This window comes from Corynebacterium pseudodiphtheriticum (genome assembly GCF_023509295.1).
GTDB lineage: Bacteria > Actinomycetota > Actinomycetes > Mycobacteriales > Mycobacteriaceae > Corynebacterium > Corynebacterium pseudodiphtheriticum.
In genome coordinates, this window is record NZ_CP091864.1 from 1,687,779 (window position 1) to 1,713,964 (window position 26,186).

Genomic DNA, 26,186 nt, shown 5'->3' on the forward strand with positions numbered 1-26,186 from the left:
GCGGGCGGTGATTACATCGCGCAGCATACGCCGTGCACTAGCGGTGCTTGAACTCCGGATCACGCTTGTTGGCGAAGGCATCCATTCCTTCTTTCTGATCTTCCGAAGCAAAAGCAGAATGGAACAAACGCCGCTCCTGCAGCAGCCCCTGACGCAAAGTGGTTTCATATGCTGCATCAACGGCTTCTGTCACCATCGTTGTTGCCACCAGCGACTTATTCGCAATGGTCTCGGCAACGGACACGGCTTCGTCGACAAGCTTGTCTGCCTCAACAACGCGGGCAACCAAACCCGAGCGCTCTGCTTCATCTGCGTCCATCATGCGGCCAGTCAGGCACATTTCCATTGCCTTTGCCTTGCCGACGGCGCGGGTCAACCGTTGCGTACCACCCATGCCTGGCAGAACTCCCAGGTTGATTTCTGGCTGGCCGAATTTTGCCTTGTCACCGGCGATAATGAAATCGCACATCATGGCCAGCTCACAGCCACCGCCCAACGCATAACCATTCACGGCCGCAATCAACGGTGTGCGTATTTGCGTCAGCTGTTCCCATTCGGAAAACCAATCCGACATGTACATTTCAGTGGCAGATTTATTCGCCATTTCTTTGATATCAGCGCCCGCTGCGAAGGCTTTCTCGGATCCGGTGAGCACAATGCAACCGATGCTGTCGTCGCCATCAAACTTTTGTGCTGCAGAAATCACCTCAAGCATGAGCTGCTGATTCAAAGCGTTTAATGCTTTGGGGCGGTTCAGCGTAATGATGCCTACTCGGCCGCGGGTCTCCGTCTGAATAGTCTCAAAATCGGTTTGTGCAGTGGAATCGTTATGTGCAGTGATGTCGTTGTTTGTAGCCATGAGGGGCTCCTCCTTGTGAAACGTGATGTGCGTGTAACTCGCTTGAGCCACGCATCTGTATGCCAGGTTAGCTAGCTTTTCAATATGGCTCTGCCGTTGAAGGCTACTCGCTGGTTTCCGTCACAATATGGATCTCGCCGTGCAACGTCTTGTGCACTGGGCACTTCTCGGAAATTGCGGTCAGTTTTTCCTGTTGCTCCGTGCTCAGTGCAGGGTCGAAATGCAGCACGCGGGTGAACGTCGTCACGCCTTGCTTATCGCGCTCGTGGGTCACGGTGACTTTAGTATCACCCATGTCCCACTTTTTGCGGCGCGCATACATGCCCATCGTCATCGCGGTGCACGTAGCCAGCGACGCTTGCAGCATGTCATACGGGTTCGGGCCAGTGTCCTTGGCCCCGGGCACGCTCTTCGGCTCGTCTGCGATCCAGCGATGACTTCCAGCGCGAAGCTCGGTGGCGAAATCACCATCACCGGTAAGTCGCGCTTCAACAACGCCTTCCTTGGTATAACTGTAGCGCTCATCGGCGCAGTCGTCGCGGTCCACATCCGGGGTATCCGGCAAATAGGGCCGAGCCCAGCCAGCCAGCATCTGCGCGACGTGCTGTGCCTGCTTATCCTTGTTGAGCAAGTGATCCACGCCGTCCAGCATGATAAACGACTTCACGGTACGTGCCGCGCGATAAATTCCCTGCGCGTTATGGATATCGACCAACTCATCCGCATTCGAATGCATGACCAACAAAGGCACATCAATCGCCGCAATGCGCTCTTTTTGATCAAATCCGCGCAGGTCGTCGACAAGCCCCTGCCCCACGCAGACAGTCTTGCCACCGATTTTCACCGATGCCGAACCATCTTCAGCGATATCGTCCAGTGCACCAGCAAACAAACCAGTGACATGCTCCGGATCATACGGCGCGGCGATGGTGACCACCGCACGCAACGAATCAATATCGGCAGCCGCAGCCAACGCCGCCGCACCACCGAGCGAATGACCAATCAGCAATTGCGGGGCTTGATAATGCTCCTCCAACCACTCCGCGGCCGCCACCACATCCTGGGCGTCGCCAGAAAACGTAGAATCTTCGAAATTGCCTTCGGAATGCCCCAGGCCCGCGAAATCAATCCGCAACACCGCGATATCTTCCTGCACCAACTGCTTAGCGATGCGCGACGTCGCCGGGGAATCCTTGGAGCAGGTAAAACAATGCGCCAACAAGGCATACGCACTCGGGTTGGCCGGGCTTTCCAACCGCGCCGCCAACTGGATGCCACTGTGGCCTGCAATGGTGAAGTTTTCGCTAGTAGTCATGGCCACCAGGATACGACGTTTTGTTCGCCGCGACCGCCAGCAATCCGGCTGGCCACCTGGTTGGCAATCGGGCTAGGAATCTGGCTGGCAATCCGGCTGGCACAGCCACGATAATTTCAGTATCCGCGGCAACGTGCTTGCCCCATCTGAGACTTTCAGCACCCTTGAGCTACTTTCGACTCCTCGGCTATGCCATCCCGCTAATCTGATGCCATGCAATCAGAACTCGGCCTGACCCTCATGGGTCTGCTTATTGTAGGCACCACCGTCGGCATTTTGATCCGCGGCAAAACACATCCGTTAATCCCAATGACGCTGGTACCAGTCATCGGTGCGTTTATCACCGGGTTTGGGCTGGAAGACCTCTCGACCTTCTTCGAAGAGGGCCTGGGTTCAGTGATGAAGGTCGTCGTGATGTTCATCTTCGCGATCATCTTCTTCGGCATCCTGCAAGACGTCGGGCTGTTCACACCGATCATCCGCGCGCTGATCAAAACCACGCGCGGAAACGTGGTGGCAGTAGCCGTCGGCACGGGCTTGATTGGTGTGGTTGCGCACCTGGACGGTTCAGGTTCGACGACGTTTTTGCTCACGATCCCCGCGCTGCTGCCGCTCTACCAGGCGCTGCATATGCGCGGTATGTGCTGCTGACCATCGTCGCGCTGGCGGCTTCCGTGATGAACATGGTGCCATGGGGCGGACCGCTGGGGCGCGCGGGTGCGGTGATCTCACAAGATACGAACACCGTGTGGATGCACCTGATCCCGATGCAGGGGCTGGCGTTGCTGTTCGTGGTGGCGATCGCTTTTGCCCTGGGGGTGCGCGAGAAACGCCGGATTAGCGCACTGCAAGCTGCTGGTGACCTGCCAGCCACTGACAACATTGACGTGCACGCCATTGCCGACGAATTTGAGCAGGAACAACGCGAAAAACAACTCGAGCAAGGCTACAAATTCCGCTCCGGCACCGTGCCGACTGTGCTGAACGTGCTGGTTGTGTTGGCAGCACTGGTGGTATTGCTGGCTGGGCTGTTGCCTCCTGCACCGACGTTCCTGATTGCCGCCACGCTAGCGCTCATCATCAACTTCACCTCGCAGGCGGAGCAAGCAGACGCACTGAAGCGGCACGCACCAAACGCGCTATCGATGGCCGGAATCATTATCGCCGCCGCAATGTTCCTGGGTGTGCTGAACGAAACCGGAATGCTGGAAGCCATCGCGCTGTCCCTGATTAACGTGCTGCCGGAAGCCGCCGGACCGTACCTGCACGTCGCCGTCGGCATGCTGGGTGTGCCACTCGATCTGTTGACCTCGACTGATGCGTATTACTTCTCTGTGCTGCCAATTGTGCAAGAAACCGTCGCCGCCTACGATATTTCCGGCCTGGGTGCAGCCAGCGCGCTGATTCTGGGCAACGTGATTGGTACGTTCGTCTCGCCGTTCTCCCCGGCTCTGTGGCTGGCACTCGGCCTGGCAAACGCGCAGATGGGCCGCTACCTGAAGCTGGCCTTCCCGATCGCGTGGGTGTTCTCCGTAATTATCGTGGGCATTGCCTTTGCAACGGGAATGCTGGCATAGGGTTGCAGCCTATCTGCTGGCGTAGGGGTTACGTAAAGCATTCCCTAGTAAGTTCAATCGAAGCAAAACCAAGGTTCTCATTCATGTTTGCCTCGATTGAGTAACGCATGAACTAACGGCGCAACCCCGCCAATGCCTGCAACCCCTGCACCGACTAATGATTCCGATGGCTCCAGGAAAAATAAAAATAAGGAGATGAACAAGAAAGCAATTAGAGGCAGCATTACCGCTGCAACAAGCCTGACCTTAGCCTCAAAAATCGCAAACTCAAAAGACCTTCTACTAACTTCTCTGTCTTGCACCGCGTCTTCATGAGCGTCTCTGAGAATCTGACTACCAGCACCCTCAGATATCCGGTTGTAGTCCTTGATTACCGAAGGCGGCGGAATTGGGCCGTGGAAAGCTACCGCCGCGAATCTTCCAGTTCCTGTGAGTACCTGCTCATCTGATAATTGATCCGTCCCCCGACTCGGCCGAAGGCGCGCTGAGTTCTGGTCGCTGACCTCAAGTGCATCTCGCGAGCTGCCTGCTCCACCCGCGGAGTTTGCAACGTGTGAATCTTCGTCACGTCGTCGAGAATTTTGCGGATCATCTTCATGCTTCATATCCTAATCTTTGTTTGCCGCCAGTTCAGTTCCACACATGAACGGCAAATTCCCTCCCCGTAGAAATTGACTGATCTCACAGTATCAACCCTCGTTTTACTTCGCCAGAGCAAGGAAACATACGAGAAAATTTTTCCACCGTGCTACAAGTCATAGTTAGCCTTGTGGTCTAAGGCTTGTGAAAAAGACGTTTACCACTGCTCACCAACATCGCTGCCGGATTACCCCAATCGTCAATCCCAGGCATTGCGGGGTTGCTGCCGCGATAACTAGTGAGAACTAGATGGGGCGCACGAACGGAATCGACGTACTCCTTGACTTCGCAGCCCACCCGAAAGACGTACTCACCGCGCTACCCAGCCTTAGTGCCGAGCAGCTCAACCAGCATCCCGAGGGTCACCCCAATTCCATCGCCTGGTTGCTCTGGCACACCGGCCGCGAGATTGATGTACAGCTGTCGGCCCTTACCGGCAACGACGTGTGGTATTCCAGCCAGTACCGGGCTGCCCTGGCGCTTGGCGACGTAGGCGATAGCCTGGGTTACGGTCATTCTGCCGACGATGCCGCACAGATCCAGCTCCATGATGCTGCAGACTTCGACCATCTGCGCAGCTACGTCGCCGCAACGCTCGATGCCTTAGCCGCCTACTGCCGCGGCCTCGCTGATAATGATCTCAGTGACATCATCGCCGAATATGAAGGCTAACCGATCAGCCGTGGCACCTGCTTGGTGTCAATTATCGACGACGCCACCGCGCACCTCGCGCAAGCCGCTTATGTCGCCGGGATGTGGAACTAATCTTGTTGGCCTCGGCGTGAAGTGCTACGCTGCGCCACTTTATACTTATTTATAAATTGGCCGAAAGTATAAAGAAGTATAAAGTCGCCCCATTCCACTTCGCCCGTCCTGGCACTGCATAAAAGTCGGAATCCCCAGCGCACACCGGTCTATACTTGGCCAGCATGGGTGATGCAGTCAATTCCGAGTCCTATACGCCGCGCCAGCGCACGCGCTACCGCCAACGTTTGATCGACGATCTCGAGGTCTTCGACCGGCATTTGCAACAAGCCGAATTCATCGATCAGGGCACCATCGGGTTGGAACTCGAGCTCAACCTCGTCGACAAGAATATGCAGCCAAAGACATGTAACGGCGACGTATTGGCTCCGCTTGACGACGAATACCAGTCGGAAATCGGCGCCTATAACGTGGAGATGAACCACCCTCCGCTATCGATTTCTGGCACCGGCCTGCAAGAACTGGAAGACGGGTTGAACCAGCGGCTCAACACTGTGCGCGAGGCCGCGAACAAAGCTGATGCGGAAGTCGCGATGATCGGTACGCTTCCCAGCGTAACTACGGAGTTTCTGGAAGATCCGGCCTGGATGACCTCCGAGAACCGCTACAAGGCGCTGTCGAATTCGGTGTTGGAATCCCGCGGCGAGCTCGTCCATATTGAACTGGAAGGCCAGGAAAAATACCGGCACGGTTTTGAAGATATCGCCCCGGAATCCACGTGCACATCGATCCAGCTACACCTGCAGGTTTCCCCGAACCATTTCGCGGCCGCGTGGAATGCCTCGCAAGCCATCGCGGGTGTGCAAACCGCGCTGAGCGCGAATTCCCCGCTTTTCGCCGGGCACAAACTCTGGCATGAGTCCCGCGTCCCTGTCTTCCAGCAATCCATCGATACCCGTACCCCAGAATTGGTGACGCAAGGTGTGCGCCCGCGCGTGTGGTTCGGTGAGCGATGGATCACCAGCGCTTTCGATCTCTTCGAAGAAAACGTGCGCTACTTTTCGCCACTGTTGCCCGAAGATCGTGTGGAATCCGGCACTCCGATCGTCACCGATGGCAAACCAGGCTTGCACTACCTGAATATGCAAAACGGCACCATTTGGCGCTGGAACCGCCCAATTTATGATCCGAACACGGAGCTGTCCCATATCCGCGTGGAAAACCGCTTGTTGCCCGCCGGCCCCACCGTGGCGGACATCGTCGCCGATGCTGCTTTTTACTACGGCTTGGTGAACTTCCTCGTCGGCCAGACACGACCGGTGTGGTCGCGCTTGTCTTTCGACGATGCGGCGAACAACTTCTTCGCCGGGGCCCGCGATGGCATCCACGCAAACATGACCTGGCCGACGCTGGGGACTATCCCCGTCGCCGAATTGGTGACCGATCACTTGTTGGAGCAAGCCGAGCAGGGCTTGGAGCAACTCGAGGTGAACCCGGCGTTGATTCAGAAGCATCTAGGGATCATCGAAGGGCGCGCACGGAACCGACAGAATGGTGCAACCTGGCAGCTAGCAGCACTCGACAACGCGACCGCTGCCCTTAGTGCCGAGGCTGGTCACGACGCTAATGACCGCGATGCTTCTGCCGCCGTTTCCACGGCCGACGCCACGGTCAATCCGACTACCGATGCGCCTGCCAAGGATCATGACGGCCCGGATAGCACGCTGCGCCGGCAAGCCATCGCGCGCATGCTCAGCGCTTATATCGACAATCAGAAATCCGGCGAACCGGTGCACACCTGGTCCACCGATATCAGCTAAGTCATAGCACCAACAGTTAAAGACGCTGATAAACAACGGGCACAGCGTCCGCTCGACTGGAGGCGAAATTCGCTGTCATTACGTGTCCGCGATTGTGGATAACCCCAGGGGCGGTGTAGCCGACAGATTCCGCATTTTCACAGAACCAGGACGGCGTACTGCATGCGGAAGCAATTTAAGGGATGATCTAAGTCATGAACGAGCCTGAAATAAGCAACGATGGCCTTGGTGAGTTTGTCATTTACACCACCGATGATGGCCGTGTCGAGATTCACCTGCGCCTGATTGATGGAAGTGTTTGGCTAACCCAGAAAGAGATAGCTGAACTGTTTGATGTTTCGCGCTCGAGTGTGAGTGAGCATGTGAAGCATCTTGTGAATTCTGGAGAATTAGACCGTGGTGAGGTTGTTCGGAAATTCCGAAAGGAACCAGGTCAGAGCGCCCACGGTAGAGCATTAGATCACTACTGCGGTTTACGGTGATATGCCGGTAGATAACGGGTTTTTCAATCTACGCCAGGAGGCACGCGCGGATAGGTGGGCGGCGAAGTTACTAATCTCGCCTGTGGAGTTTGCGTTAGCCGCGCAGTGGCATGGTGATTGTTTGCCCGCGGTTGCTGACGAGTTGGAGGTTACCCAGCACCTACTTGAGGTGTGGGTCGAAGCCCGGCAACGGCGACAGCTGGGACAAAATAACTTTCGCTAAAACACCTACGGCGATGGAGAGCTCAACTACCAAGCAACTGTTTCCAAATTGGAAAATGTTCCGAACCCTCTGCGCACAAACCCTGACTGCGATACGGTTAAATTTCACCGGCAGAAAGGATCTATCGATGCGCCGTCTTGTCTCCCTGATTGTTGCAACACCCTTAGTTCTTGCTTCATGCTCAAATGAGTCCGATGAGTTTGAATCCGCTCCAAGTATTTCAGCGTCGGAAAGCCAGGCCCCGACCAATAAGAGTTATTCCCTAAACGACACCGTAGATATTGCTGGGGTGATCGTCTCCGATATTGAGCTCCACCAGGAAGGCTGCGAATTTAACCAAGAACCGGCTAGCGATGCAATCAAATTTGAGCTAATCGCAACGGTAGAAAACACTACAACCGAAGCAATTGTGCAAGCACTATGGCCGTCGGAGTTTTCTTTTACTGACAAAGACGGATTCGAAATCGAACACCTTGATCTTGAGCCAACCGGCGAACCGCCTTGTAGCAGTAACAATCCGTCTCAGTTCATTGACCTACAGCCCGGCGCGAAGCGGCGAGCTGCTATTGCTCTCGTTGCTCCTCCATCTGCGCAGAAGATGACGTACAGTACTACACTTATCCCGAATGCGGAGCCCATCACCTGGGATCTAGACGGGGCGCTTAATGATTTCACTGTGAGCTCACCGGACAGCCAGTCCGGAAATAGTAAATCCAGCAAGCCAGTAGTTGGCTTTACCGAATCCCCTAGCGAAGGCACACCGCATGAATTGGATAAGACTATCCGTGAGTGTGGCGACCCGGCACTGCATCAGCTTGGCACTAGCTTCTTTACCGATGGAACTAGCGGGTGGACGCAGCAATGTGCAGACGAAATGGGATCCTAAAAATTTAGGGTGGTGCAGAACTGAACAAAGGTTGAACTCTTAGGCAATTTCTAAGAGTTCAACCCGCGGGTTCATACAAACAGCGGGGCTAGAACAAGAGCTATGCGTAGATTCACGCAATCTTTGAAGATTCTTCCAGTTGACGCCTGAAATGCTTCTTCATGAGCTCTTCATCGATAACGACATCGGAGCTCGCACGTGGCCGAACGCCCGCTTGTTCACGGGTGAATGTCCAGGGCGAATCCGGCATATGGGTCAATTCACTAAGGTCCGTTCCGCTTAATGCACCATAATTAGTCAACACGCCGTCAACAACAAGTTTCTCGAGTTCCCCCAAGTTCTCCGGGTCTCCGATCCAGGACGAGACATGAAACTGTCCCTTATGGCGCGAAAATAGGTCGCGGTTGACTGGACCATGGCGCCAGGCCTGAAATTCAGCGTTGAACAACGGCTTTTCAAGCAATGCGAGCGACCAACCTTGCGAGAAATATGCCAATTTCTGCAGTTTCATTGCAGAAATCGGTTTCCCAAAATAGCGAACAATATAGGCGGCAACATCGTGAATAGTCGTATTATGCATGACTGCCACCTCCATCCCGACTGTCGCGTTCAGCCGCAAGTCTACTCTTAATCTGCCTATAAATCTCTGGCATTACGTCTTGCGTATCTTGCCCTCCTTTTCGGATTGTTGCAAATCCGACCTCAAACGCCTTGGCGATACCTAAATAAATTTCACGGTCATAGGTATAGAATTTCCGTTTTTCCGGGTAATCAATAGTTATTACCCCTCGAAGTCTCCGCTCTTGTTCACCGCCTACCCGTGCGCTCTCAATTGGAATGACAACAAACGACTGATACCCATTATGTATATTCGGATTTATCGCAACCAAGTCTTTATGCTCTTCTTGGACATCCTCGACAACGATTATTTGGCGTTCGCCCACAACGGCCCCCAACAGAGCCCTCCCCTCTTCGGTATTCCTGTCGAAGTATTCTCGTGCATCACCAGGACGGCCGTGGCACTTTATAAGCTCAAACCGGTCACGATCTTCGTCTTCCTTGTCTTCTTCCATAAGCGCATACTTATAAACGCATATCCGGGCATCATCGCTCAATGCGCTCGATGTGCATGCAACCAGGTCATTTAGCAGTGCATCTTTATGATGGTCGAGCATGTCAGATTGGATATAGTCCGAAATTGGCTGAATAAACCCCGGCACTGCCGATGTAAATCGGCGCATATAATCCAACGGATTCGCCTTATTCCGAAGTATTAAATTCGTGAGATTTGGCGCGAATACACCAGCAGCGATAAATAACAGCAACAATGACGAGAACGCCCATTGTCCTTCGCCTAACGCCGGCGGTAACAACCCGGAACAAATAATGCCCGAAACACGGAAAGTGCCCTCAATACTATGGCGCTTTGTCTCTTTTGGTTTCCGGAATTCGTTCTTATTTTGAGCAGGCTTTCTAACAAATTTATTCCGCCTTTTCATACCGCATTCCACCCTGGCACACAGACCTGTTGATTAAGCATCTGTTCCTCTCATCAATTAAGAATTGGATTTTGAGTTCTACACCATCAAAGTTCTACTTCTGGCGCTATTCACCAAGCAAAGAATCCACACGCCCAAAGATTTCCTTAGTCTTCGTCTGGCTCGCACGCATATACGTCTCAGTAATCGTCTTGAGATCCACTTGGCCTAAGATCTCACCAATCGCAGCCGGAGTCATACCTTGTTCTGCCAGCGTCGTAATCAACCAGACACGACCGTAATGCGGAGTAATACGCACATCACCATACCCGGCGCGGGTTTTGGCGTTGTTTTGTGCGGTTCTGTAGGTGGTGTCCATGAGTAGGCGGCCGGTGGGTGTGGTGGTAACCCAGGCTGTGGTGGCGGTGCCGGTGTAGGTGTCTAGGTGCTGGCGGATTGTGTTGTGGAAGCGGGTGAAGATGGGGACTTCGCGTCGGCCGGCGTCTGTTTTGGGGTTGGGGTCGTAGACCATACCTTCGCCTTGTTTGCGCCAGGCGGTGCCTTGGATGTGGATTGTCATGGTTGTGCCGTTGTCGGTGATGTCGCAGCGTCGTAGGCCGAGGGCTTCGCCGATGCGGAGTCCGTGGAAGAGGGTGAAGATAGCGATGAGTTTGTAGCGTTCGGGCATTTCATCGACGATGGCGTTCATGACTTCGATGTCGGGCAGTTTTTTGCGGTGTGGTTTTGGTTTTTGTATTGCGGAGATGTTGGCTGCTGGGTTGGTGGGGATTATTTCGCGTTCGACGGCGGCGACGAGTGCTGTGTGGAGACGTTTGAATGCGCTGTAGCTGGTGGACTGTATGCCGTATTTGGCGGCTAGTGCGTCCCACCAGTCGATAATGTCGCGGCGGGATAGTTCTTCGAGGGGCACGGTTTTGAGTTGTGCCGCGCGGCCAGTGGTGTTCAGGATTCGATTACCGATGGTTTTGCGGTAGTCCTGCATTGTGGAGGGCTTGAGGATGTGGCTTTGGGTTTCAAGCCATTGTTCTAGCCAGCTGCCTAGTGTGTATGCCGGGGTGGTGTTTTGTTGCTTTTGTTCGGCGCGTTGTTTTGGTGGACTCCAGGCATCGAATTCGATGAGTTTGCGTTCGCCTTTGAGCCAGGCGGCTGCATCGTCGGAGTCGAAGAATGTGATGGGTGCTTTGTGCGCGGCGCCATCTGGTCCGGTGTAGCGGGCGCGCCACTTGCCGGAGGGTAATTGCTCGATTGATCCAAATTTCCGTTTGGTGGCCATGATTGGGTCTCCTGGCGTGGAATTATCGTGGAAGATTTGTGGAAGATCATGGCATATATGGAAGATATTTGGAAGATGAATCCCCCCCATTTGCACGCCTATGCACGCTACTGCACAGTTAGCATAACCGCAGTACAAGTGGTGATTACATGAGAAAAGCCCAGGTTATTACTAACCTGGGCTACCCCCATTTTGTGGGGCCAGCGGGGCTCCACAAGTCAACACATATAAATGCAGCTAGACGGCTACTTCTAGGAAATCCAGGTAAGAATATTCCCTAATTCTTCCCTAATGACACCTTGAAAGGGCCATCATGACCACACCCAAAACAACGACAGACCCGGCGCGCCGGGCCAGCACAACCAAACCACGGGGGCGCCACCTCGTTCACCACGTCGAAGCCAACGGCGCCATTCACACCCTATGCGGCATCCGGTATCACCCAAACAGTGGTGCCAAAGTAGTACCCGATACGGATAAGCGCCACTGTGCTGCCTGCGATGCAGCTAGCTACCTCTACGAGGTGGGGCTATGAGCACCGTCAACCGACCTGCTGCAGACCAGCCCGATAACTATCACGGCGCCTGGCTCCAGCACTACGTGCGATACCTGTTCGCAGACACCACCGAAGGCGTATGGCACTTAGGGGTAGGCGGACATCAAGACGGCACCTACTGCACCCGTATGAACCCAAGGGGCTGTGTCGACCTAGCCGGGAAGAAACTCTTTTACCTCAACGGCGGATACTGTATACCCTCACAGCAAGGCGGCAAGGTATCCATTTTCATGCACCACAAATCAATTAGACCCGTAGTACTGGCATACCGGAAGCAGGTACTACAACCTTGCCCCGACTGCTTAACAATGGCGGCGGTGACAGCAGAAATGTATGGGCAAAATACCTACCCCGTTAAGCGCTTACTGAAAGCCCTAGAGCACGTAAAGACTACGGCGCATAGCTAGCACACAGCCCCGGCGCGATACTGCCACATCCACACATCGCGCCGGGCACGCGGGGTAGCGTCAGGACTTACACCATTTTCGGGGAAAACCTCAGGCAAGACTAGGTGCTCAAAAATGAGAACGTACAGGCCAAGACTTTTCGACAAAAATGTCGGAAAGTACCGGCAAGACTACACGGTCAAAAATGTCCAGGTACACCGCGGCAACCACACCAACCCCGAAGCCCAAGCACGGCTAAAAAACAGCCGATAGCCTGGCAAAACAGTAACAAGCCCAGAGCCATTCTCAGCAGTCCAAGGGTACAACCACACCACCGGCGGGCATTCATCGCCTTAGACGGCCACACAGCGCGTCTACTTCAGCCAGATTCAGCAACAAAGACACCCCCTAGCGCGCCGGGCTATTGCTCGGAAGGGTCGCGTTTGAAATGCAACCCTTTAGCGCCCCGTAGCACGCCGGGGCTAACCATGTGAGTTATAGCACTGGAGAGAGAGACAGCACCCACAAGACAAGAAGGGGGAGGGTGCTTCGACATACGCACGAATAATTCAGCACGTAGGCCCGTGCGGCAGGCCATCAGCATGACCGCGGAGGGGTTAAGACACCGGCTATCCGAAGCCGTGAGACGGCCATACAGACACGCTTAGCGATAAGGCTAGATACCCGGCGCGGTAATGGTTGCGGTGGCGTGTTTGTGTGGGGGTGGTGTCCTATGCGTCCTATGTGTCCTATGCAGGTCAGAGCGTTTTTTACCCGTCCTATTGGCGTCCTATTGCCGTCCTATTGGACTAGCACCGCAACAACGTCGCCTTAGCCGGTAGGACGGATAGGACACCACATAGGACACCCGAAATGCCCCATACGCTGCATAGGACGGTAGGACTGGCAGGACACCCGGCCAATCAGGCAGGAAGCCTAAGCGCTACCGGCTTCAGCGGCATAAGCAGCATCGAAATTAGTACCGGGCTTCAGCATCCGCTTGCCACTAGTTTCGTCGGCATGCACCACATCGGCGGTAGCCAATTGCTCCAGTAGGCCATCAGCGACAGACCTACCCCGAATTTTGCTGTTTAGATTCTGAGTTGCTTCAGACCACGACACCCCGCGCTCACCATGGGCATGTACGGCTTTAAAAATCGTGGTGCGCAATTTCTCAGTACGGTTCTTATGGACGCGCGTTTCTGCATCATCTTCTACAGCGGCCCGCTGTGCTTTACGCTCAACCTCATGGTTAGCAGTCACCGACGCGGCATAGTCACGAACACTATCGCTGTAATCCATCAGCACCCCGGCGCGGCGCCAGTTAGCTTCAGACACGCTTCTATTGCCATGCAGTAAGGCTAGACCGGCGGCAAGACGGGCACGGATAAGGTTACGATGTCCACTAGTGCCATTAGACTCGCCATAACGCACAGCGCGCCACCGCGCTTTCAGTGTTTCTTCCCGCGCAATCTCAGGAAATCCAATAGGCCTTCCTTTAATTACCTCTTCCGGAATCACCACCGGATGCAAGACACCTTTCCGTGGCGGTAGCTCCAGAGCATCAGCATCAACACAATCAACCCACACAAAACGATGCCTTAACCCATCATCGTCACCCCCAAGAATCACATAGGCCTTTTCAGGTTGCACCGCTACCCACACCCCAGCTGTGTATCTATTTCTAGCAACCTTAATCTTTTCCTGCTTGGTGGAATTGCCCAACGGGTTACCCGAAAACATCTTCAGCAACACAGACCTTAGCGACGAATCACGGCGATCTAGGTAGGTGCCTAATTGGGTTACTTCAGACTCACGAAACAAAATAGGTTCAGGGCTGTTGTCTGTGCTTTGCAGTTGTTCTAGCACCCCCTCACCACTGCCAAGAAAGCCCTCAACTGGTTCAATTCTGTTACCAGCATCGTCAATGGTTACTAGCTCTGCAATGTCATTAGCTAAGGAATCCTTACCACCACCTGGAACCCCATAGACCACACTAAACAGATTCAGGCTTATCGGCCCGCGCCCTGCATCCAGCACACAACCGGCGGGCATGGCAGATAACACCCACTGAATGGTTTGAATGAGAAACGCCACCGGGCTGTAGCCATAGTCGCGAGAGACCTCCCTCAACCGGGTTAAAGCTTGCCCACTGCCATCAAAAACCTCACGCTCAATCTCACGGCGACGATCATCACTCAACGGGTTGTAGCGCACTATGTTTTGCTCACTCATTTATGCCACCCCCTTAGCCGCATCAACCGCATGCACACGGCCCGTATTCAGCCCGGCGCGATCAGCCAGCCCAACCAAATGCACGGCATCCGAAATAGCCTTAGCCATCCAAGTAGTAGAACCATCGGCGGCGGCATGCAGCCCATCGGCGGCAATGCGCATAGCGCGCCGGGTACGCTCCAGACGCAACGCCTTAACTATCTCACCTATTTCTACCTGGCTTACCGGCTGTCTTCCGGTACTAGCCACGGCAAGCATTTTATGGGCCATGGACTCAGTGAGCTTGCCAGCATCCTGTAGTTGAGCCTGCACCCGCACAGGGGTTAAGTGGTCTTCCGGGGCTTGCCTTGCAACCTCACGGGCATTAGCTGCAATGAGAGTGCATATCTCATAGTGGTCATCATCGGCGAAATCCATGCGCTCTAGAGCGTCCACAATCTCGCAAACAAAGCGCGCCGGGCATGAAAACAAGCCATGCAATAGCGTTGTCTCTAAAGACGCGGTAGAATATGGGGTGTCTTTAATGCCCTCGTCGTTCATGGCGGGGGTTCTGCTTTGTTCGCTCATTAAGCCACACCCCCGTCCCATTTATTGGTGGGGGTGAACAGGGCGTCAACATCTTCAGGCTTTAGGCGGATGGCACGCCCGGCGCGATAAGCAGTTAAACGCCCCTCAGCGATATAGCGCCGAAGAGTACGTGCGCTTAATTGGGTGCTGTCCGCGGCTTGCTGCAGCGTAATCAAACGCGGCAACCCATGATTAGACTCAGTGGACATTATGGTCAACTTTCCCCATGCTCAAGGCATGGCAACTAGCCCCAACGAATCGGGCACTTGTTGCACTCCAGGCCGTTTAGCCTGACGTGGGTAGTTGAAACTCTACCGTCCCCCGTTTATCCCAACATTAAGCCTTAGAGGCGGCTTGCTTTAGTAGACGGGTCGCACTTGCAAGCTGGACAATTGCCAATATACACCACAAGCGGACACAACGGGCACTAGGTTACATTCCCAACAAGCGGCGCAAGTTGGAGTACTCAATCTCCCGCAAACCCCCTTCGATAGCCTTACAGACTGTAGGCAGTAACTTTTCGGCCCGGATAACGAAATCAGGGAACCGAATATATTCCCCATCCTGCGTAATCGTTCGTGGTCGCCGCTCTCGTTTTTGTTTTTCAAAGTACTGACGGTACCTATAGTCGCTCCCACTTACGGCATCCGTAACCACGGGGCGGTTATCGACAAAAACTCTTAGCCTTGGAAAGCGTAGCGCAAAATTACCGGCCCTCCGATTGACAATCAAGTTACCCAAAATGTGGCCCTCGTCCCGAACCTGCAGCACCGACCCGGAATCCCGATCACGGTAGCGCTCAGACTTCTTCCGCGGCATCACCATTCACCTCCAGTGTCTTAATTACTTCATCCATCAACGACGTTGTGCGCTCTACTCGCACTTGACCTAACCTTTTATCTGCAACTCGTTTAAGGCAGCGGCTGCACGCTGTTGGTAACCAGCTTCTGCACGCATGTACTCCATCAACTGCTGTGTTGTCTCATGCCCCATAAGACGGCGCGCTTCTTCCAACGACAAATTGCCTGCCATGACCAAACGCACTAACTGTGTGCCATAAAAACGGCGGCAAGAATATACGGTGCTATCTTCCCCACGGCCCGCTGCCCTCTTAGCCGGATTAAAATACCTGTCACGAAAATTTCCCTGCGTAAATTGGTTACCATTCTTTCGGCTAACTACGAGGTCTTCCGGCTTAGTCTTAGCCATGTCTTTAAGATGCTTACGGATAGCATCAGCAACCCAGGCCGGTGCATGAACATCCCTTAGCGCCGCATCAGTCTTAGGCACATCGTTAATCAGTATTTCCTTACCCCCACCTTCTACCCGGTCAACATCTTGCATGTTTCGGCGAACCTTAAGCACCATCGTCGCGCCGGGATTAACCCCAGAAATGTCTTTCAGGCGTAGCTCCAGCATCTCCCCCGGTCGCAATCCGCAATACAGCAGAATTAGCGGGGCGTGCTGCAGCCATTCAGGAAACGTGTTCACTATGGTGTTTGCTTCCTTGTTAGTAAACACCGGTTCATCCCTGTTTCTAGGTAGTGGCTTGCGCATCTTCACCCCAGACACCGGGTTGTTCTCAATCAGCTCCAGCTCATTTTTTGCCCAGTTAAATGCAGTCACAAGACGCTTATGGGCGTAGTAACAAGCATGGTAGCCATCTTCCCCATATGGCCATATCGCCAACATCTGCTCTACCCACAAACGCACGCGCTGCCTATCCACATCCAGTACGCGAACATCCTTCAGACTATCCAGCTGCCCCGGTATCGAAGGGCATAAGGCCCGTAATTCAAGTTTCTTACGGTGGGTACGCTTTGCAGTTTCCTTCAAGTTGGTAGCCCTAGTAAGCCAATCATCTACAAGCTCACCCACGGTCATACCGTTAGCTTCTTCCGCGAGGGCCCGGCGCGCCTTTTCCTCTTGTCGCTGTTTCGACGGAGTCCAGGCACTGAGGTCAATCAGGCGGCGCTCACCCGCTAACCAACCTTCCGCATCAATCTTTGACGGGAAAGAATGACCAGGGGTATGTATGCGCCCATCCGGGCCGGTGTATTCCGCATAAACGCGCTTGCCTTTAACCGATACCTTGCCGAATGCCCGGCGCGTTCGCTCAGACTTCTTCCGTGCCATTGCCATGCCTTCCACAACAAGGGATGAAAACAAGGGGGAATATTCCCTAATTCTTCCCTAATCAGAGTCATTAAGTGGCAACTCTTGTCCACCTGTGGCAACATAGTATCATGCCGTTAACCTGCACAGATACAACAAAACCCCCGGTCATTCACGACCAGGGGAAATACTAAGTTGTGGGGCCAGCGGGGCTCGAACCCGCGACCAATGGATTATGAGTCCACTGCTCTAACCGACTGAGCTATAGCCCCTTCCAGTTCCCGCACATCACGGCCCGAGGACTCTACCGCAAAATCTCTGCGGTGGAGCAGCCGAGCCGAAGTACCGAAACTCTTGTTTAAGTATAACGGCAAATTAATCGCCGTCTACCACTACCCCAGCAAAGCGTTGAAAACCTCGCTTGAGCTTGGGTGAGTGTAGATGCCGCCACCGACGGTGCTTGCTGGAATCTCAGCAGACATCGCCAGTGCCAACGTGTTAATCAACTCCTGGGCATCGACGCACAGCAAGGTTGCGCCCACGATGCGGTCGGTTTCGCGCTCAACCAGGATCTTCGCGCGTCCTTCAGGTTTACCCAGGATCTTCGGGCGCGGCATGATCGGAATATCCTTGATATCCGCTGCCTTGACATCCAAAGTGTTGCCGCGTGCTTCGACTTCCTCGCGGGCGGCTTCTTCACCCAAACCAACCGTCGCCAAGGGCGGGTCGATGAACGTCGCCGTCGGCACCACACGATTTTCCGTCGTCCGGGAACCATCGCCCCAACGGTCCGACAGAATCACGCGGTGATCATCAAACGACACGTAGGTAAATTGCGGCCCACCATTGACGTCACCCGCAGCGTAGACGCCTTCGACGTTGGTGCGCAGGTGCTTGTCGACGGCTACTGCCCCGCGCTCAGTCAGCTCGATGCCAGCCTTATCCAGACCAAGGTCTTTCGTCGCCGGTTTCCGTCCGACGGCGACCAGTACCTGCGCGGTATCGGCGGTTTGTTCGTTGCCGTCACTGTCTTTCCACACGGTGGTGACAGAATCGGCACCGTTTTCGCGGAATTCAGTGACCTGCGCTCCCGTGATCCACGTAATGCCCAAGTTGTCCATGATCGTGCCGACGTGTTCTGCAATGTCGCGATCAAAGTTGGCAAATGGCTTGTCGACGGTATCGACGACGGTCACTTTGGTGCCGAATTTAGCGAAGTAGGTCGCGAATTCCATGCCGATAGGGCCGCCGCCCACGATCAGGAGGGATTCTGGGCGCTCATCCAACTGCTGTGCCTGGGTGGAATCGATGACGCGCTCCAGATCGGCGCCTGGCAACGGCAAGACGACGGGCACAGCGCCGGTGTTGATGATGACGGTCTCGCCAGCGATCTCCATGCGGTCATCGCCGCCGGTGACTTCCACGGTCTTTTCGCTAATGAAGCTAGCGTGACCGTCGACGACAATAACGCCTTTGCCTTCCGCGAGGTCGAGGTTCACCTGGTTCATCTTCGACGTCAGCGTTCCGCGGCGCTGGATGGCTTCCGCGAAAGCCGTGGAATCATCAGCGGTGGGTTTGGCGTGGTGGCTTTCTGCGTCGGTGAGCAGGGCTTTCGTCGGCACGCAGCCAATGTTGATGCAGGTTCCGCCGTACATGGCGCTGGATTGCTCCACCAAAGCCACCCGGTCGCCTGCTGCGGCGCGGTTCATCGCAATGGTTTTACCGGCTTTGCCGAAACCAATAACGAGAACGTCGACCTTCATGTTTTCGCTCATTCGTTGTTAGGCCTTTCTTCGTTCATTCGGTCAATCTGCCCGCCTGGCGCCAATTAGCGTCAATTGGTGTTGCTGTCCTCCGCAACGACATGCACGCGTGAAAAATTCCAGTCTTAGCAAACGTCACATTATGACGGTATAAGCACAAACCATTAACCCCTAATACCCGCGAATTAGCAACAAATAGCACCTTTGAGCTGGCGATTTGCACTGTATTAAATACGCTTATATAGTTAATCATCGTTGCGCCGGAAGGCACAGGCCGAAAGGTTAAGAAGAACTCGGAGTTAATCTCAGAGCTTCAAGATCTAAAGCCTCGCCGGAAGACGTAAGTTATATTCCTCCATAGCTCAGTTGGCAGAGCATTCGACTGTTAATCGAAGGGTCACTGGTTCGAGCCCAGTTGGAGGAGCAATACATCGCCCCGCTAAGCAGTGAGTTCGCTGCTCAGCGGGGCCTGTCTCACATGCGAACACTTGAAGATGCGGGGTTAAATGTGATCTCCCTAGTCCACTTCGATAGCAGCTTAATAATCCCCATTGCAACGGCCCTCTGGACTCAAGGTGCATTACAGCAAAGCAAACGCCCCACATGGAAGTGAGGCGTCGCGATAAGTACGGGAATCAATGCGGTATGAGTATCCGCTATTCATGGGTTATAAGTCTGAGACTTGGCCCATCTGGCGCTTGCTTTTAGTCTGAGACTATGGCTCCAGCGCCTAGTCAGATCATATGCCTTCTATTCAACTCTGTCAAAGACTTCTCATGACTCGTCTGCAGTCTCAGTATGTCTGTCCGACAATCAGCAAAATGCGTTTCACCCAATGTTGACGCAATATCTTTTGCCAACCGTGCCTTTGGAGTTCTGTCTTCAAGGAATTTCTCGAGCCCATGATCCTCGATCTTCTTTCTTGCGTGAAACACTGCGCTAGCTAACAGGTCAGCAATTTGCAAAGCGGGACAAGTTCTTGAGTCTAAACTGACCGCTGATATGACTCGCTTGTTACCAAATCGAGAATTAAGCGAGGTTGCAAGCTCATCCCCATATGACACCCCTTGTGGGACATCAATATGATCTAGCATTACTACGCTAACTTCACGACGAGTTATCAGTCCCCGAAGCAACCTGTCTGTAGCGAACAGATGCCCCTGCCACTGATTCCTACTGGACCACGGATCAAAATGTCTTTTATCTAGAACAAACGCTCCAAATTTGCACCCTGAAGCAACTGCTTCAGAAAACAATTCAGCGAGAATTGGTTCAGAATTCTTGTTGACCTTCGAAAATTTAATTTCGTCGGCTTTTGTAAAATTATTTCTATCTCGGCATGCTTTGATGGCACGGGATAACTTGTCTGGATCAGTCGTCCTCACCGCTGCGGTCACAAAATGCTTTCCAAGGGTCCCTTTACTTCCCGCTTCATCAACAAAATACGCAACACCTTCGGTTGAGATAGGTAGGTACACAAGAGGAGGTGACGAAGGAGAAGAGCCATTCATGCAACCATATTATCGAAACCCTATTGCTCTGCACGCTCGCCACCAATTGTTTGGATTCTAGGGGTCGTTGCAACGACCCCTAGAATCCAAGGCCACCGCGACATAAGAAAACCGCCCGGTACGCTATGCGCGTATCGGGCGGTTTCGCTGGGTTCCCAAAAGAACCAATTAGTAAATGCCCTGCATAGTCACAAAAGCTATGCAGAAGCTGAGACGACCTATTTAGCGGTCAACGTTAAGAACCAGACCGTTCTGGTCGATGTCAATGTCGATGCCACCAACTTCAACTTCCCAGTAGCCGTCGTTGTCCCACTTGACCCGGCCTTCACCATTGTGGGCGCGCTGCAGAACCTGAGCTACTTCGTCCTTAGTCAGGCGCTCTTCGCTCAGGTCGCGCTCTGCTTCACCGGTGTAGCCGGTGATATCGGCAGGCAGGTTGTTGGTGGCAGCGTTGCCACCCGCCTGGCCAGCTCCGGCACCGGCACCGGCACCGGCACCGGCGTTGTTGCCAGCGTTAGCGCCAGCACCTTCAGTTACGGTGACAGTTTCCTGGCCGCTGTTTTGGTTGTTCTGGTTATTCTGTTGTGCTGGTGCTGCGGTTTCAGTGACGGTCACTGGGGCACCATTGCCACCATTGCTGCAGGCTGCCAGGGTCAGGCCCAGAGCGGCGGTGGCTGCTGCGATGGAAACGCGGCGGAAAGTGTTCGATTTCATGTCTTCAACCCTTCTTGTGAGTCTTGTGAGTTTTCCCAGCGTTTGCTGGGGAGGCGGTGTCTAGCCTCTGAGAACTCCAGCTCGACACGATAAGTGAGTATACATACATTGACACGTCAACTATGCGTCTAAGCCCCAAATTGTGGGGTACATATCACAACAAGCCGTCTGGTGACGGTGGTTACGCTTGCCTTAAAATTACTAGGTAACGCTCAAAAAGCTACGAATTTAACGGCACACGAGCCGGAAAATGCTGTAACTAGTGCTCGCAAGGAAATGCCTCATCCCCCGCCACCACGCCGCGGTGGAATCCCGGTCATCCCCACACCAGCTAAAGCCACCGAAACAACTTGGCGAAGACATTAGGTCGAAATAGCCAGACCAAGCCAGTAGACCTAAACAGCTAGACCGAACCAACTAGGCCGCGCCAACCAAGGAAACAGCCAGACCGAGCCAGTAGACCAAGACAAGTAGGCTGAGACAGGTAGGCTAGAGCACAGTTCATTGCACGACCCTGCGCGAGCACGTGCACAACAACCGCAAGGAAAAGGGAAACGTTTCACTATGATTCAGTTCGTCGTCGGTGCCACCGCGGGATACGTCTTCGGCACGAAGGCGGGCCGAAAGCGGTTCCACCAAATCAAAGGCGCCTACGAAAAGGCGATTAACTCCCCAGTCACCCAATCCGTGGCCCGTTCAACCCGCAAAGCCATCGCCAATAAACTGGACCCGGAACCACGTATGCGCGAGGTCAAAGACTTACGCGCTGGCAAAAACAACAAGCGCAACGATGCTGATTACGACAGCCGCGCAGAAGCAGACCGCATTTACGAACACGACGAGGACTAACTAGCAGCGCATTGCCACGGGGTGCGCACGCACCCCATGGTCACTACTACCGGAACGCCCGGGCAATCAGGTCCCGGCGCGCCTGCTCCAAGGCCACCAAATCGGCAAACAACGAGTGATAGGTCTGCTCATCATCACTCGGACGCATGCGTTGTAGCTGTGCTTTCAACTGCGCGATCTGATCGCCTACCCGGGCTTCCTGCAACCGGGATAACACCATGTCAACGTAGGCTTCCAGTCCCGCACTTGCATAGCGAATTTCTTCCACCGCCAATTCTGAGACCAACGAACGCCCCACCAGGTCCGCCATGTGTTCGGCAACCGCAGCAATCCAGTCGACGCCGTCGCTGGCATTAGCAACTCCCCCGGCTTGGTAAATCGCGGCACGCACCGCACGGTAAGCCTCGTTACTGAACACGTCCTCGCCCAAGCCGTCGAAGTACTCGCCGACGTGCTGCGGGTACTGCAGCGCCAGTTTCAGCGATTCCCGCTGCGGCCACAAATACGTATCCCGCGGATTAGGCGCGACGATGCCGGGCTTGTCCTGCCGGGCATCACGTTGGCTGTCATTATCAAACCGACGCGCACGCTTCACCGTTTCCTGTGGGTTCTGTACCTTCGCAGATTCCTTGCGCACCTGTGCGACGACCTCATCCGGGCTATCCCAGCCGACCCACCCGGACAACCGCCGCGCGTATTCCATCTGCAGCGGTTTGTCACGAATGCCAGCAACCACCGGCACGGTGCGTCGTAAAGCCTGCAGGCGCCCTTCAGCAGTATCCAGCTTGTGGCTAGCCAGGATGGACTGGATCACGAACTCGAACATCGGGATCCGATCAGCCACCAGATCCCGCACCGCGGCGTCGCCACGTTCCAAGCGCAGGTCACACGGATCCATCCCCGGCGGGGCGATGGCCACGAAAGACTGTCCGGAAAATTTTTGTTCCCCGGAAAATGCGCGCAACGCTGCCTTCTGCCCGGCCTCATCGCCGTCGAAGGTATAAATCAGCTCGCCGCTGAAATAGTTATCGTCCAGCATCAACCGGCGGATCACCTGCAAGTGATCCTGGCCAAAAGCGGTACCACAGGCAGCGATCGCGGTTTTCACCCCCGCGGCATGCATCGCCATGACGTCCGTGTAGCCTTCCACGACCACCGCCTGATGCCCAGCAGCGATATGCTTTTTCGCCATGTCCAGGCCAAACAACACCTTTGATTTGTGATACAGCATGGTATCCGGGGTGTTCATGTACTTGCCCAACTTGTCGTCGTCGAAAAGCTTGCGGGCACCAAAACCAATCACATTGCCGGCGATATCTTTGATCGGCCACAACAGCCGGCGATGGAAACGATCAATCGGGCCGCGCTTGCCCATCTTCGACAGGCCTGCCTTGTCTAGCTCGTCGAACTCGAAGCCCTTGCGCAGCAAGTGTTTGGTCATCGTGTCCCAGCCTGCCGGGGCGTAACCGATTTCAAACTCGTAGATCTGCTCGCGGGAGAACCCACGGTCCAGCAAAAACTCGCGCCCAGTGCGCGCTTGTTCGGTTTCCAGCTGCTCACGATAAAACTCGTGCGCCACACGATTGGCCTGGATCAGGCGTTGGCGGGTGCCAGGTTTTTCCCGCCGACCACCAGTGCTTCCTCCCTGGTAAGTGATGTGATAGCCGATCTTTTCCGCGACGGCTTCCACAGCCTCCGGGAATGTCAGCTGTTCCATTTCCATGAGGAAGCTGAAAACATCGCCACCTTTGCCGGAAGAAAAGCAGTGGTAATAGCCGCGCTGCGGACGCACATGAAACGACGGCGTCTTTTCGTCTTTAAACGGCGACAGCCCCTTGAGCGAATCATGCCCCGCGTTTTTTAGTTGTACGTACTCGCCGACGATCTCGTCGATAGCTGCGCGTTCGCGGATTGCCTGAATATCACTATCGGGGATCCGTCCTTGAGCCATGCCCAAAGACTACCTTTTCCGGGCGCAACAGCGTAGCTGGGCTAGTGCAAAAACCCGGATAGCTGCGCGGCCTGCTGGGCCAAGCGTTCCAACCGCGATTCCGTCATCGAGGCAATCTGATCAATGATCACGCGCTGCCGCTGTGCTGAGTTCCCTGCTTGCTCCCACCACAGCGCGAACATCGGGTCCAACGAACCCGGAGCGCCAGCCACCAGATAGTCGTAGACGTTATACACCCGCTCACGCTGCCGGTCTTGCCGCGCCAAGTGCGAAGGCTCATCCATCACGTACAGCACAGCCAGGGTTTTCAACAGTTTCACCTCGGCCGCTGCCTGTCGCGGAACCAGCAGTTCACCCTGGTAACGCCCCAACTGGCTCTTGCCGACGAGCTCCGCATTGTGCTCCCGGCTTGCCGCAATAGTCGCGCCGACGTACCTGCCTACTAGCTCGGAAGTCATGGCCTTCAGCTGCACGTAACCGCGCAAGCTGGGAGTGAAATCGACCGCGGCATTAATGATCGGGAGCTCGCGTAGCGCCCCGGCGGCGTCGAGAAGCTCTTCGGCATCCCCGCCGAAGGCCTTCGCGCCCTTTTCGGCCAACGCGGCCAGCTCCACCAAATCCCACAGCACCGCCAGGTTCACGCGCCCAGCGACCACGCCATCTTCGACATCATGCACGGAATAAGCAATATCGTCCGACCAGTCCATGGTTTGTGCTTCCATCGTGGGCCGCGCCTGGCCGCTACGGTGGTTTCCCGCCGGATCATGGGCGCGGATCCAATCGAGCACGTCGGCTTGTTCGTCATAGCAGCCATATTTTCGGTTGGTGCTGCCATCCGCATTGGTCTTGGTACGTGGATATTTACACGCCGCATCAAGTGCCGCCCGGGTCAGGTTCAGCCCGCGGCTTGTGCCAGCGTCGTCCAGAATCTTCGGTTCCAACAGCGTCAAAATCCGCAAGGTTTGTGCATTGCCTTCGAAGCCGCCGCATTCGTCGGCAAGCTCATTGAGCGCGGTCTCACCATTGTGGCCATACGGCGGGTGGCCGATATCGTGGATGAGCCCTGCCATCTCGCACAAATCCGGGTTCAGGCCCAGGCCTTCGCCGATGCCACGGGAGATCTGCGCAACCTCCAGGGAATGCGTCAGCCGGGTGCGCGGAGTATCGCCGTCGCGTGGTCCCACCACCTGGGTTTTATCCGCTAGCCGACGCAGCGCAGCCGAGTGCAACGCGCGGGCACGATCACGGGAAAACTCGTCACGCTGTTCTGCGCTGGCCGGATCCAGCACACTACCGGTGCTGGTGGTAGTAGCCGTCGACAAGTGCGATTGTTTCGCCTGTTCTGCATAGCGACGCTGCGTATCTGCGGCGCCGTAGCGGTAGGCCTTCCCGGCTGCTGTCACTGGCTACTCCCCTGTCCGTTTTCTCGGCGTTGCTGCTGTTGCTGCCGCGCTTCCGCCTGCTCATGCGCCTGCGCTTGCACCCGCGCCTGCTCATGCTCATGCTCATGCTCATGCTCATGCTGCGCACGCAAATACTCATGGCGCATGCGCCGCGATGGCCACACCAGCGCCTGCGCTTTCCGCAGCACACTTTCTAGCCTAACCGCCGCCGATGCTCCCGCCAGCACATGCACATCCGCCACGGTCAACCCGCCGATCTCGTGTAACAACGATTTCCACCAAGCCAAGCTCGGAAATTGGCAAGGTGAATACGGTGTGGGAAACGCCTGCGGTAACACACCAAAACGCCGTGCGATTTTTTCCGCCCGCGCGCTATGGTTGGGATCAGTCACCAGCAACACATCACGGCCCCGCAGCTCCGGGTAGCGGTCTAACGTCGCCGCCAGGCTCGCTGCAGTATCCGAGCCCACACCAACGCCTTCCGCCCAGGCAATCCCGCGTGCCTGCAAATATTTTGCACCAACCGCAGCCTCAGTTTCGGTATCGCCCGGCAACGCGCCGCCCACGCACAACACCTGAGCGTCCGGGAAAATACGCGCAGCAAACACCGCTTGTTCCAGACGCGCCGCGAATTGCCGGGACGGGGTTCCGTTGTACTGCGCAGTACCTAAAACCACGATGGCTTCAGGATCATAGACCGGCAGGTAACGGCGCCGATAGGCCACGGTGAGTACCCGGCTGGCCTGCACAACCGCCCCTAGCAACGACGTGCACGCCAGCGAAGCCAGGCCCCTCCGTGCAATTTTTAGTGGATTCACGCCCTCTAGTCTGCCTTAACCATCCTGGCTTCGCGGGTAT

At 55.1% G+C, this 26,186-nt stretch carries 22 protein-coding genes, 2 tRNA genes and 1 pseudogene; 8 read left to right on the plus strand and 17 right to left on the minus strand.

The features are described 5' to 3' along the window. Window positions 1–37: 37 nt before the first annotated feature. Both L9H78_RS07530 and L9H78_RS07535 read right to left on the minus strand, forming a co-directional pair. On the minus strand, window positions 38–859 hold the full coding sequence (locus L9H78_RS07530) for an enoyl-CoA hydratase (RefSeq protein WP_249619720.1): 822 nt from the start codon (window positions 857–859) through the stop codon (window positions 38–40). A 103-nt stretch (window positions 860–962) separates the two neighbouring features. Further along, window positions 963–2,174: a bifunctional alpha/beta hydrolase/OsmC family protein gene (locus tag L9H78_RS07535; protein ID WP_249619721.1), complete on the minus strand. Its 1,212-nt coding sequence runs from the start codon at window positions 2,172–2,174 to the stop codon at window positions 963–965. Window positions 2,175–2,387: 213 nt separating this feature from the next. Here L9H78_RS07535 and L9H78_RS07540 point away from each other — a divergent pair. Then, window positions 2,388–3,751 (plus strand): annotated as a pseudogene (locus tag L9H78_RS07540) (CitMHS family transporter). A gap of 77 nt (window positions 3,752–3,828) precedes the next feature. Here the strand turns inward: L9H78_RS07540 and L9H78_RS07545 are convergent. Next, window positions 3,829–4,356, minus strand: coding sequence for a hypothetical protein (locus L9H78_RS07545; protein WP_249619722.1), 528 nt, complete (start codon window positions 4,354–4,356; stop codon window positions 3,829–3,831). Window positions 4,357–4,639: 283 nt separating this feature from the next. Between L9H78_RS07545 and L9H78_RS07550 the strand changes: the two genes are divergently transcribed. From L9H78_RS07550 to L9H78_RS07570, 5 genes are all read left to right on the plus strand, one after another. Further along, window positions 4,640–5,062, plus strand: coding sequence for a DinB family protein (locus tag L9H78_RS07550; RefSeq protein WP_249619723.1), 423 nt, complete (start codon window positions 4,640–4,642; stop codon window positions 5,060–5,062). Window positions 5,063–5,319: 257 nt separating this feature from the next. After that, window positions 5,320–6,915, plus strand: coding sequence for a glutamate-cysteine ligase family protein (locus L9H78_RS07555; protein ID WP_249619724.1), 1,596 nt, complete (start codon window positions 5,320–5,322; stop codon window positions 6,913–6,915). A gap of 194 nt (window positions 6,916–7,109) precedes the next feature. After that, window positions 7,110–7,397, plus strand: a complete 288-nt coding sequence (locus L9H78_RS07560) for a MarR family transcriptional regulator (RefSeq protein WP_249617515.1) — start codon at window positions 7,110–7,112, stop codon at window positions 7,395–7,397. A 1-nt stretch (window position 7,398) separates the two neighbouring features. After that, window positions 7,399–7,620: a hypothetical protein gene (locus L9H78_RS07565; protein ID WP_249617516.1), complete on the plus strand. Its 222-nt coding sequence runs from the start codon at window positions 7,399–7,401 to the stop codon at window positions 7,618–7,620. Window positions 7,621–7,747: 127 nt separating this feature from the next. After that, the gene (locus tag L9H78_RS07570; protein WP_249617517.1) at window positions 7,748–8,506 is read left to right on the plus strand and encodes a hypothetical protein; all 759 of its coding nucleotides are present in this window, start codon (window positions 7,748–7,750) and stop codon (window positions 8,504–8,506) included. A gap of 112 nt (window positions 8,507–8,618) precedes the next feature. On the opposite strand, the gene L9H78_RS07575 is transcribed toward L9H78_RS07570, so the two are convergent. The 9 genes from L9H78_RS07575 to L9H78_RS07615 form a co-directional block, all read right to left on the minus strand. Continuing rightward, complete coding sequence (locus tag L9H78_RS07575; RefSeq protein WP_249617518.1) at window positions 8,619–9,086, minus strand: Panacea domain-containing protein; 468 nt, start codon at window positions 9,084–9,086, stop codon at window positions 8,619–8,621. Beyond that, entirely contained in the window at window positions 9,079–10,005 is a 927-nt protein-coding gene (locus L9H78_RS07580; protein WP_249617519.1) for a GAF domain-containing protein, read from the minus strand. Before L9H78_RS07580 ends, L9H78_RS07575 begins: the two co-directional genes overlap by 8 nt. 106 nt (window positions 10,006–10,111) lie before the next feature. Continuing rightward, on the minus strand, window positions 10,112–11,278 hold the full coding sequence (locus L9H78_RS07585) for a tyrosine-type recombinase/integrase (protein ID WP_249617520.1): 1,167 nt from the start codon (window positions 11,276–11,278) through the stop codon (window positions 10,112–10,114). Between the two features lie 1,878 nt (window positions 11,279–13,156). Beyond that, a complete protein-coding gene (locus L9H78_RS07590) occupies window positions 13,157–14,455 on the minus strand; it encodes a hypothetical protein (RefSeq protein WP_249619725.1) in 1,299 nt (432 codons plus the stop codon). Continuing rightward, entirely contained in the window at window positions 14,456–15,022 is a 567-nt protein-coding gene (locus L9H78_RS07595) for a hypothetical protein (RefSeq protein ID WP_249619726.1), read from the minus strand. After that, the gene (locus L9H78_RS07600) at window positions 15,022–15,231 is read right to left on the minus strand and encodes a helix-turn-helix domain-containing protein (RefSeq protein WP_249619727.1); all 210 of its coding nucleotides are present in this window, start codon (window positions 15,229–15,231) and stop codon (window positions 15,022–15,024) included. Before L9H78_RS07600 ends, L9H78_RS07595 begins: the two co-directional genes overlap by 1 nt. Before the next feature lie 679 nt (window positions 15,232–15,910). Then, a complete protein-coding gene (locus L9H78_RS07605) occupies window positions 15,911–17,158 on the minus strand; it encodes a tyrosine-type recombinase/integrase (protein ID WP_249619728.1) in 1,248 nt (415 codons plus the stop codon). Window positions 17,159–17,335: 177 nt separating this feature from the next. Further along, a tRNA-Ile gene (locus tag L9H78_RS07610) sits at window positions 17,336–17,409 on the minus strand. Window positions 17,410–17,529: 120 nt separating this feature from the next. Further along, window positions 17,530–18,912 carry an FAD-dependent oxidoreductase gene (locus L9H78_RS07615; protein ID WP_249617521.1) on the minus strand — a complete coding sequence of 461 codons (1,383 nt, stop codon included), beginning with the start codon at window positions 18,910–18,912 and terminating at the stop codon, window positions 17,530–17,532. 339 nt (window positions 18,913–19,251) lie between these two features. On the opposite strand from L9H78_RS07615, the gene L9H78_RS07620 reads away from it, so the two are divergent. Further along, a tRNA-Asn gene (locus L9H78_RS07620) sits at window positions 19,252–19,324 on the plus strand. Between the two features lie 310 nt (window positions 19,325–19,634). Here the strand turns inward: L9H78_RS07620 and L9H78_RS07625 are convergent. Both L9H78_RS07625 and L9H78_RS07630 read right to left on the minus strand, forming a co-directional pair. Further along, complete coding sequence (locus tag L9H78_RS07625) at window positions 19,635–20,411, minus strand: DUF3800 domain-containing protein (RefSeq protein ID WP_249617530.1); 777 nt, start codon at window positions 20,409–20,411, stop codon at window positions 19,635–19,637. A gap of 222 nt (window positions 20,412–20,633) precedes the next feature. Continuing rightward, window positions 20,634–21,125, minus strand: a complete 492-nt coding sequence (locus tag L9H78_RS07630) for a hypothetical protein (protein WP_249619729.1) — start codon at window positions 21,123–21,125, stop codon at window positions 20,634–20,636. Window positions 21,126–21,689: 564 nt separating this feature from the next. On the opposite strand from L9H78_RS07630, the gene L9H78_RS07635 reads away from it, so the two are divergent. After that, window positions 21,690–21,974: a hypothetical protein gene (locus L9H78_RS07635; RefSeq protein ID WP_249617533.1), complete on the plus strand. Its 285-nt coding sequence runs from the start codon at window positions 21,690–21,692 to the stop codon at window positions 21,972–21,974. Window positions 21,975–22,020: 46 nt separating this feature from the next. Here the strand turns inward: L9H78_RS07635 and dnaG are convergent, their stop codons facing one another. Genes dnaG through L9H78_RS07650 form a run of 3 tightly spaced genes read right to left on the minus strand, consistent with a single transcriptional unit; the run spans window position 22,021 to window position 26,146 of the window. Next, window positions 22,021–23,925: a DNA primase gene (dnaG, locus tag L9H78_RS07640; RefSeq protein WP_249617534.1), complete on the minus strand. Its 1,905-nt coding sequence runs from the start codon at window positions 23,923–23,925 to the stop codon at window positions 22,021–22,023. A 41-nt stretch (window positions 23,926–23,966) separates the two neighbouring features. Next, on the minus strand, window positions 23,967–25,328 hold the full coding sequence (locus tag L9H78_RS07645; RefSeq protein ID WP_249619730.1) for a deoxyguanosinetriphosphate triphosphohydrolase: 1,362 nt from the start codon (window positions 25,326–25,328) through the stop codon (window positions 23,967–23,969). Next, on the minus strand, window positions 25,325–26,146 hold the full coding sequence (locus L9H78_RS07650) for a YdcF family protein (protein WP_249619731.1): 822 nt from the start codon (window positions 26,144–26,146) through the stop codon (window positions 25,325–25,327). The genes L9H78_RS07645 and L9H78_RS07650 overlap by 4 nt, the downstream gene beginning before the upstream one ends. Between the last annotated feature and the right edge of the window lie 40 nt (window positions 26,147–26,186).

Coding starts and splice junctions, on each gene's coding strand:
- L9H78_RS07575 (WP_249617518.1), bottom strand. CDS start 9,086: ATGCATAATACGACTATTCACGATGTTGCCGCCTATATTGTTCGCTAT.
- L9H78_RS07585 (WP_249617520.1), bottom strand. CDS start 11,278: ATGGCCACCAAACGGAAATTTGGATCAATCGAGCAATTACCCTCCGGC.
- L9H78_RS07570 (WP_249617517.1), top strand. CDS start 7,748: ATGCGCCGTCTTGTCTCCCTGATTGTTGCAACACCCTTAGTTCTTGCT.
- L9H78_RS07535 (WP_249619721.1), bottom strand. CDS start 2,174: ATGACTACTAGCGAAAACTTCACCATTGCAGGCCACAGTGGCATCCAG.
- L9H78_RS07635 (WP_249617533.1), top strand. CDS start 21,690: ATGATTCAGTTCGTCGTCGGTGCCACCGCGGGATACGTCTTCGGCACG.
- L9H78_RS07545 (WP_249619722.1), bottom strand. CDS start 4,356: ATGAAGCATGAAGATGATCCGCAAAATTCTCGACGACGTGACGAAGAT.
- L9H78_RS07590 (WP_249619725.1), bottom strand. CDS start 14,455: ATGAGTGAGCAAAACATAGTGCGCTACAACCCGTTGAGTGATGATCGT.
- L9H78_RS07605 (WP_249619728.1), bottom strand. CDS start 17,158: ATGGCACGGAAGAAGTCTGAGCGAACGCGCCGGGCATTCGGCAAGGTA.
- L9H78_RS07555 (WP_249619724.1), top strand. CDS start 5,320: ATGGGTGATGCAGTCAATTCCGAGTCCTATACGCCGCGCCAGCGCACG.
- L9H78_RS07600 (WP_249619727.1), bottom strand. CDS start 15,231: ATGTCCACTGAGTCTAATCATGGGTTGCCGCGTTTGATTACGCTGCAG.
- L9H78_RS07615 (WP_249617521.1), bottom strand. CDS start 18,912: ATGAGCGAAAACATGAAGGTCGACGTTCTCGTTATTGGTTTCGGCAAA.
- L9H78_RS07625 (WP_249617530.1), bottom strand. CDS start 20,411: ATGAATGGCTCTTCTCCTTCGTCACCTCCTCTTGTGTACCTACCTATC.
- L9H78_RS07595 (WP_249619726.1), bottom strand. CDS start 15,022: ATGAGCGAACAAAGCAGAACCCCCGCCATGAACGACGAGGGCATTAAA.
- L9H78_RS07530 (WP_249619720.1), bottom strand. CDS start 859: ATGGCTACAAACAACGACATCACTGCACATAACGATTCCACTGCACAA.
- L9H78_RS07565 (WP_249617516.1), top strand. CDS start 7,399: ATGCCGGTAGATAACGGGTTTTTCAATCTACGCCAGGAGGCACGCGCG.
- L9H78_RS07560 (WP_249617515.1), top strand. CDS start 7,110: ATGAACGAGCCTGAAATAAGCAACGATGGCCTTGGTGAGTTTGTCATT.
- L9H78_RS07550 (WP_249619723.1), top strand. CDS start 4,640: ATGGGGCGCACGAACGGAATCGACGTACTCCTTGACTTCGCAGCCCAC.
- L9H78_RS07580 (WP_249617519.1), bottom strand. CDS start 10,005: ATGAAAAGGCGGAATAAATTTGTTAGAAAGCCTGCTCAAAATAAGAAC.
- L9H78_RS07630 (WP_249619729.1), bottom strand. CDS start 21,125: ATGAAATCGAACACTTTCCGCCGCGTTTCCATCGCAGCAGCCACCGCC.
- dnaG (WP_249617534.1), bottom strand. CDS start 23,925: ATGGCTCAAGGACGGATCCCCGATAGTGATATTCAGGCAATCCGCGAA.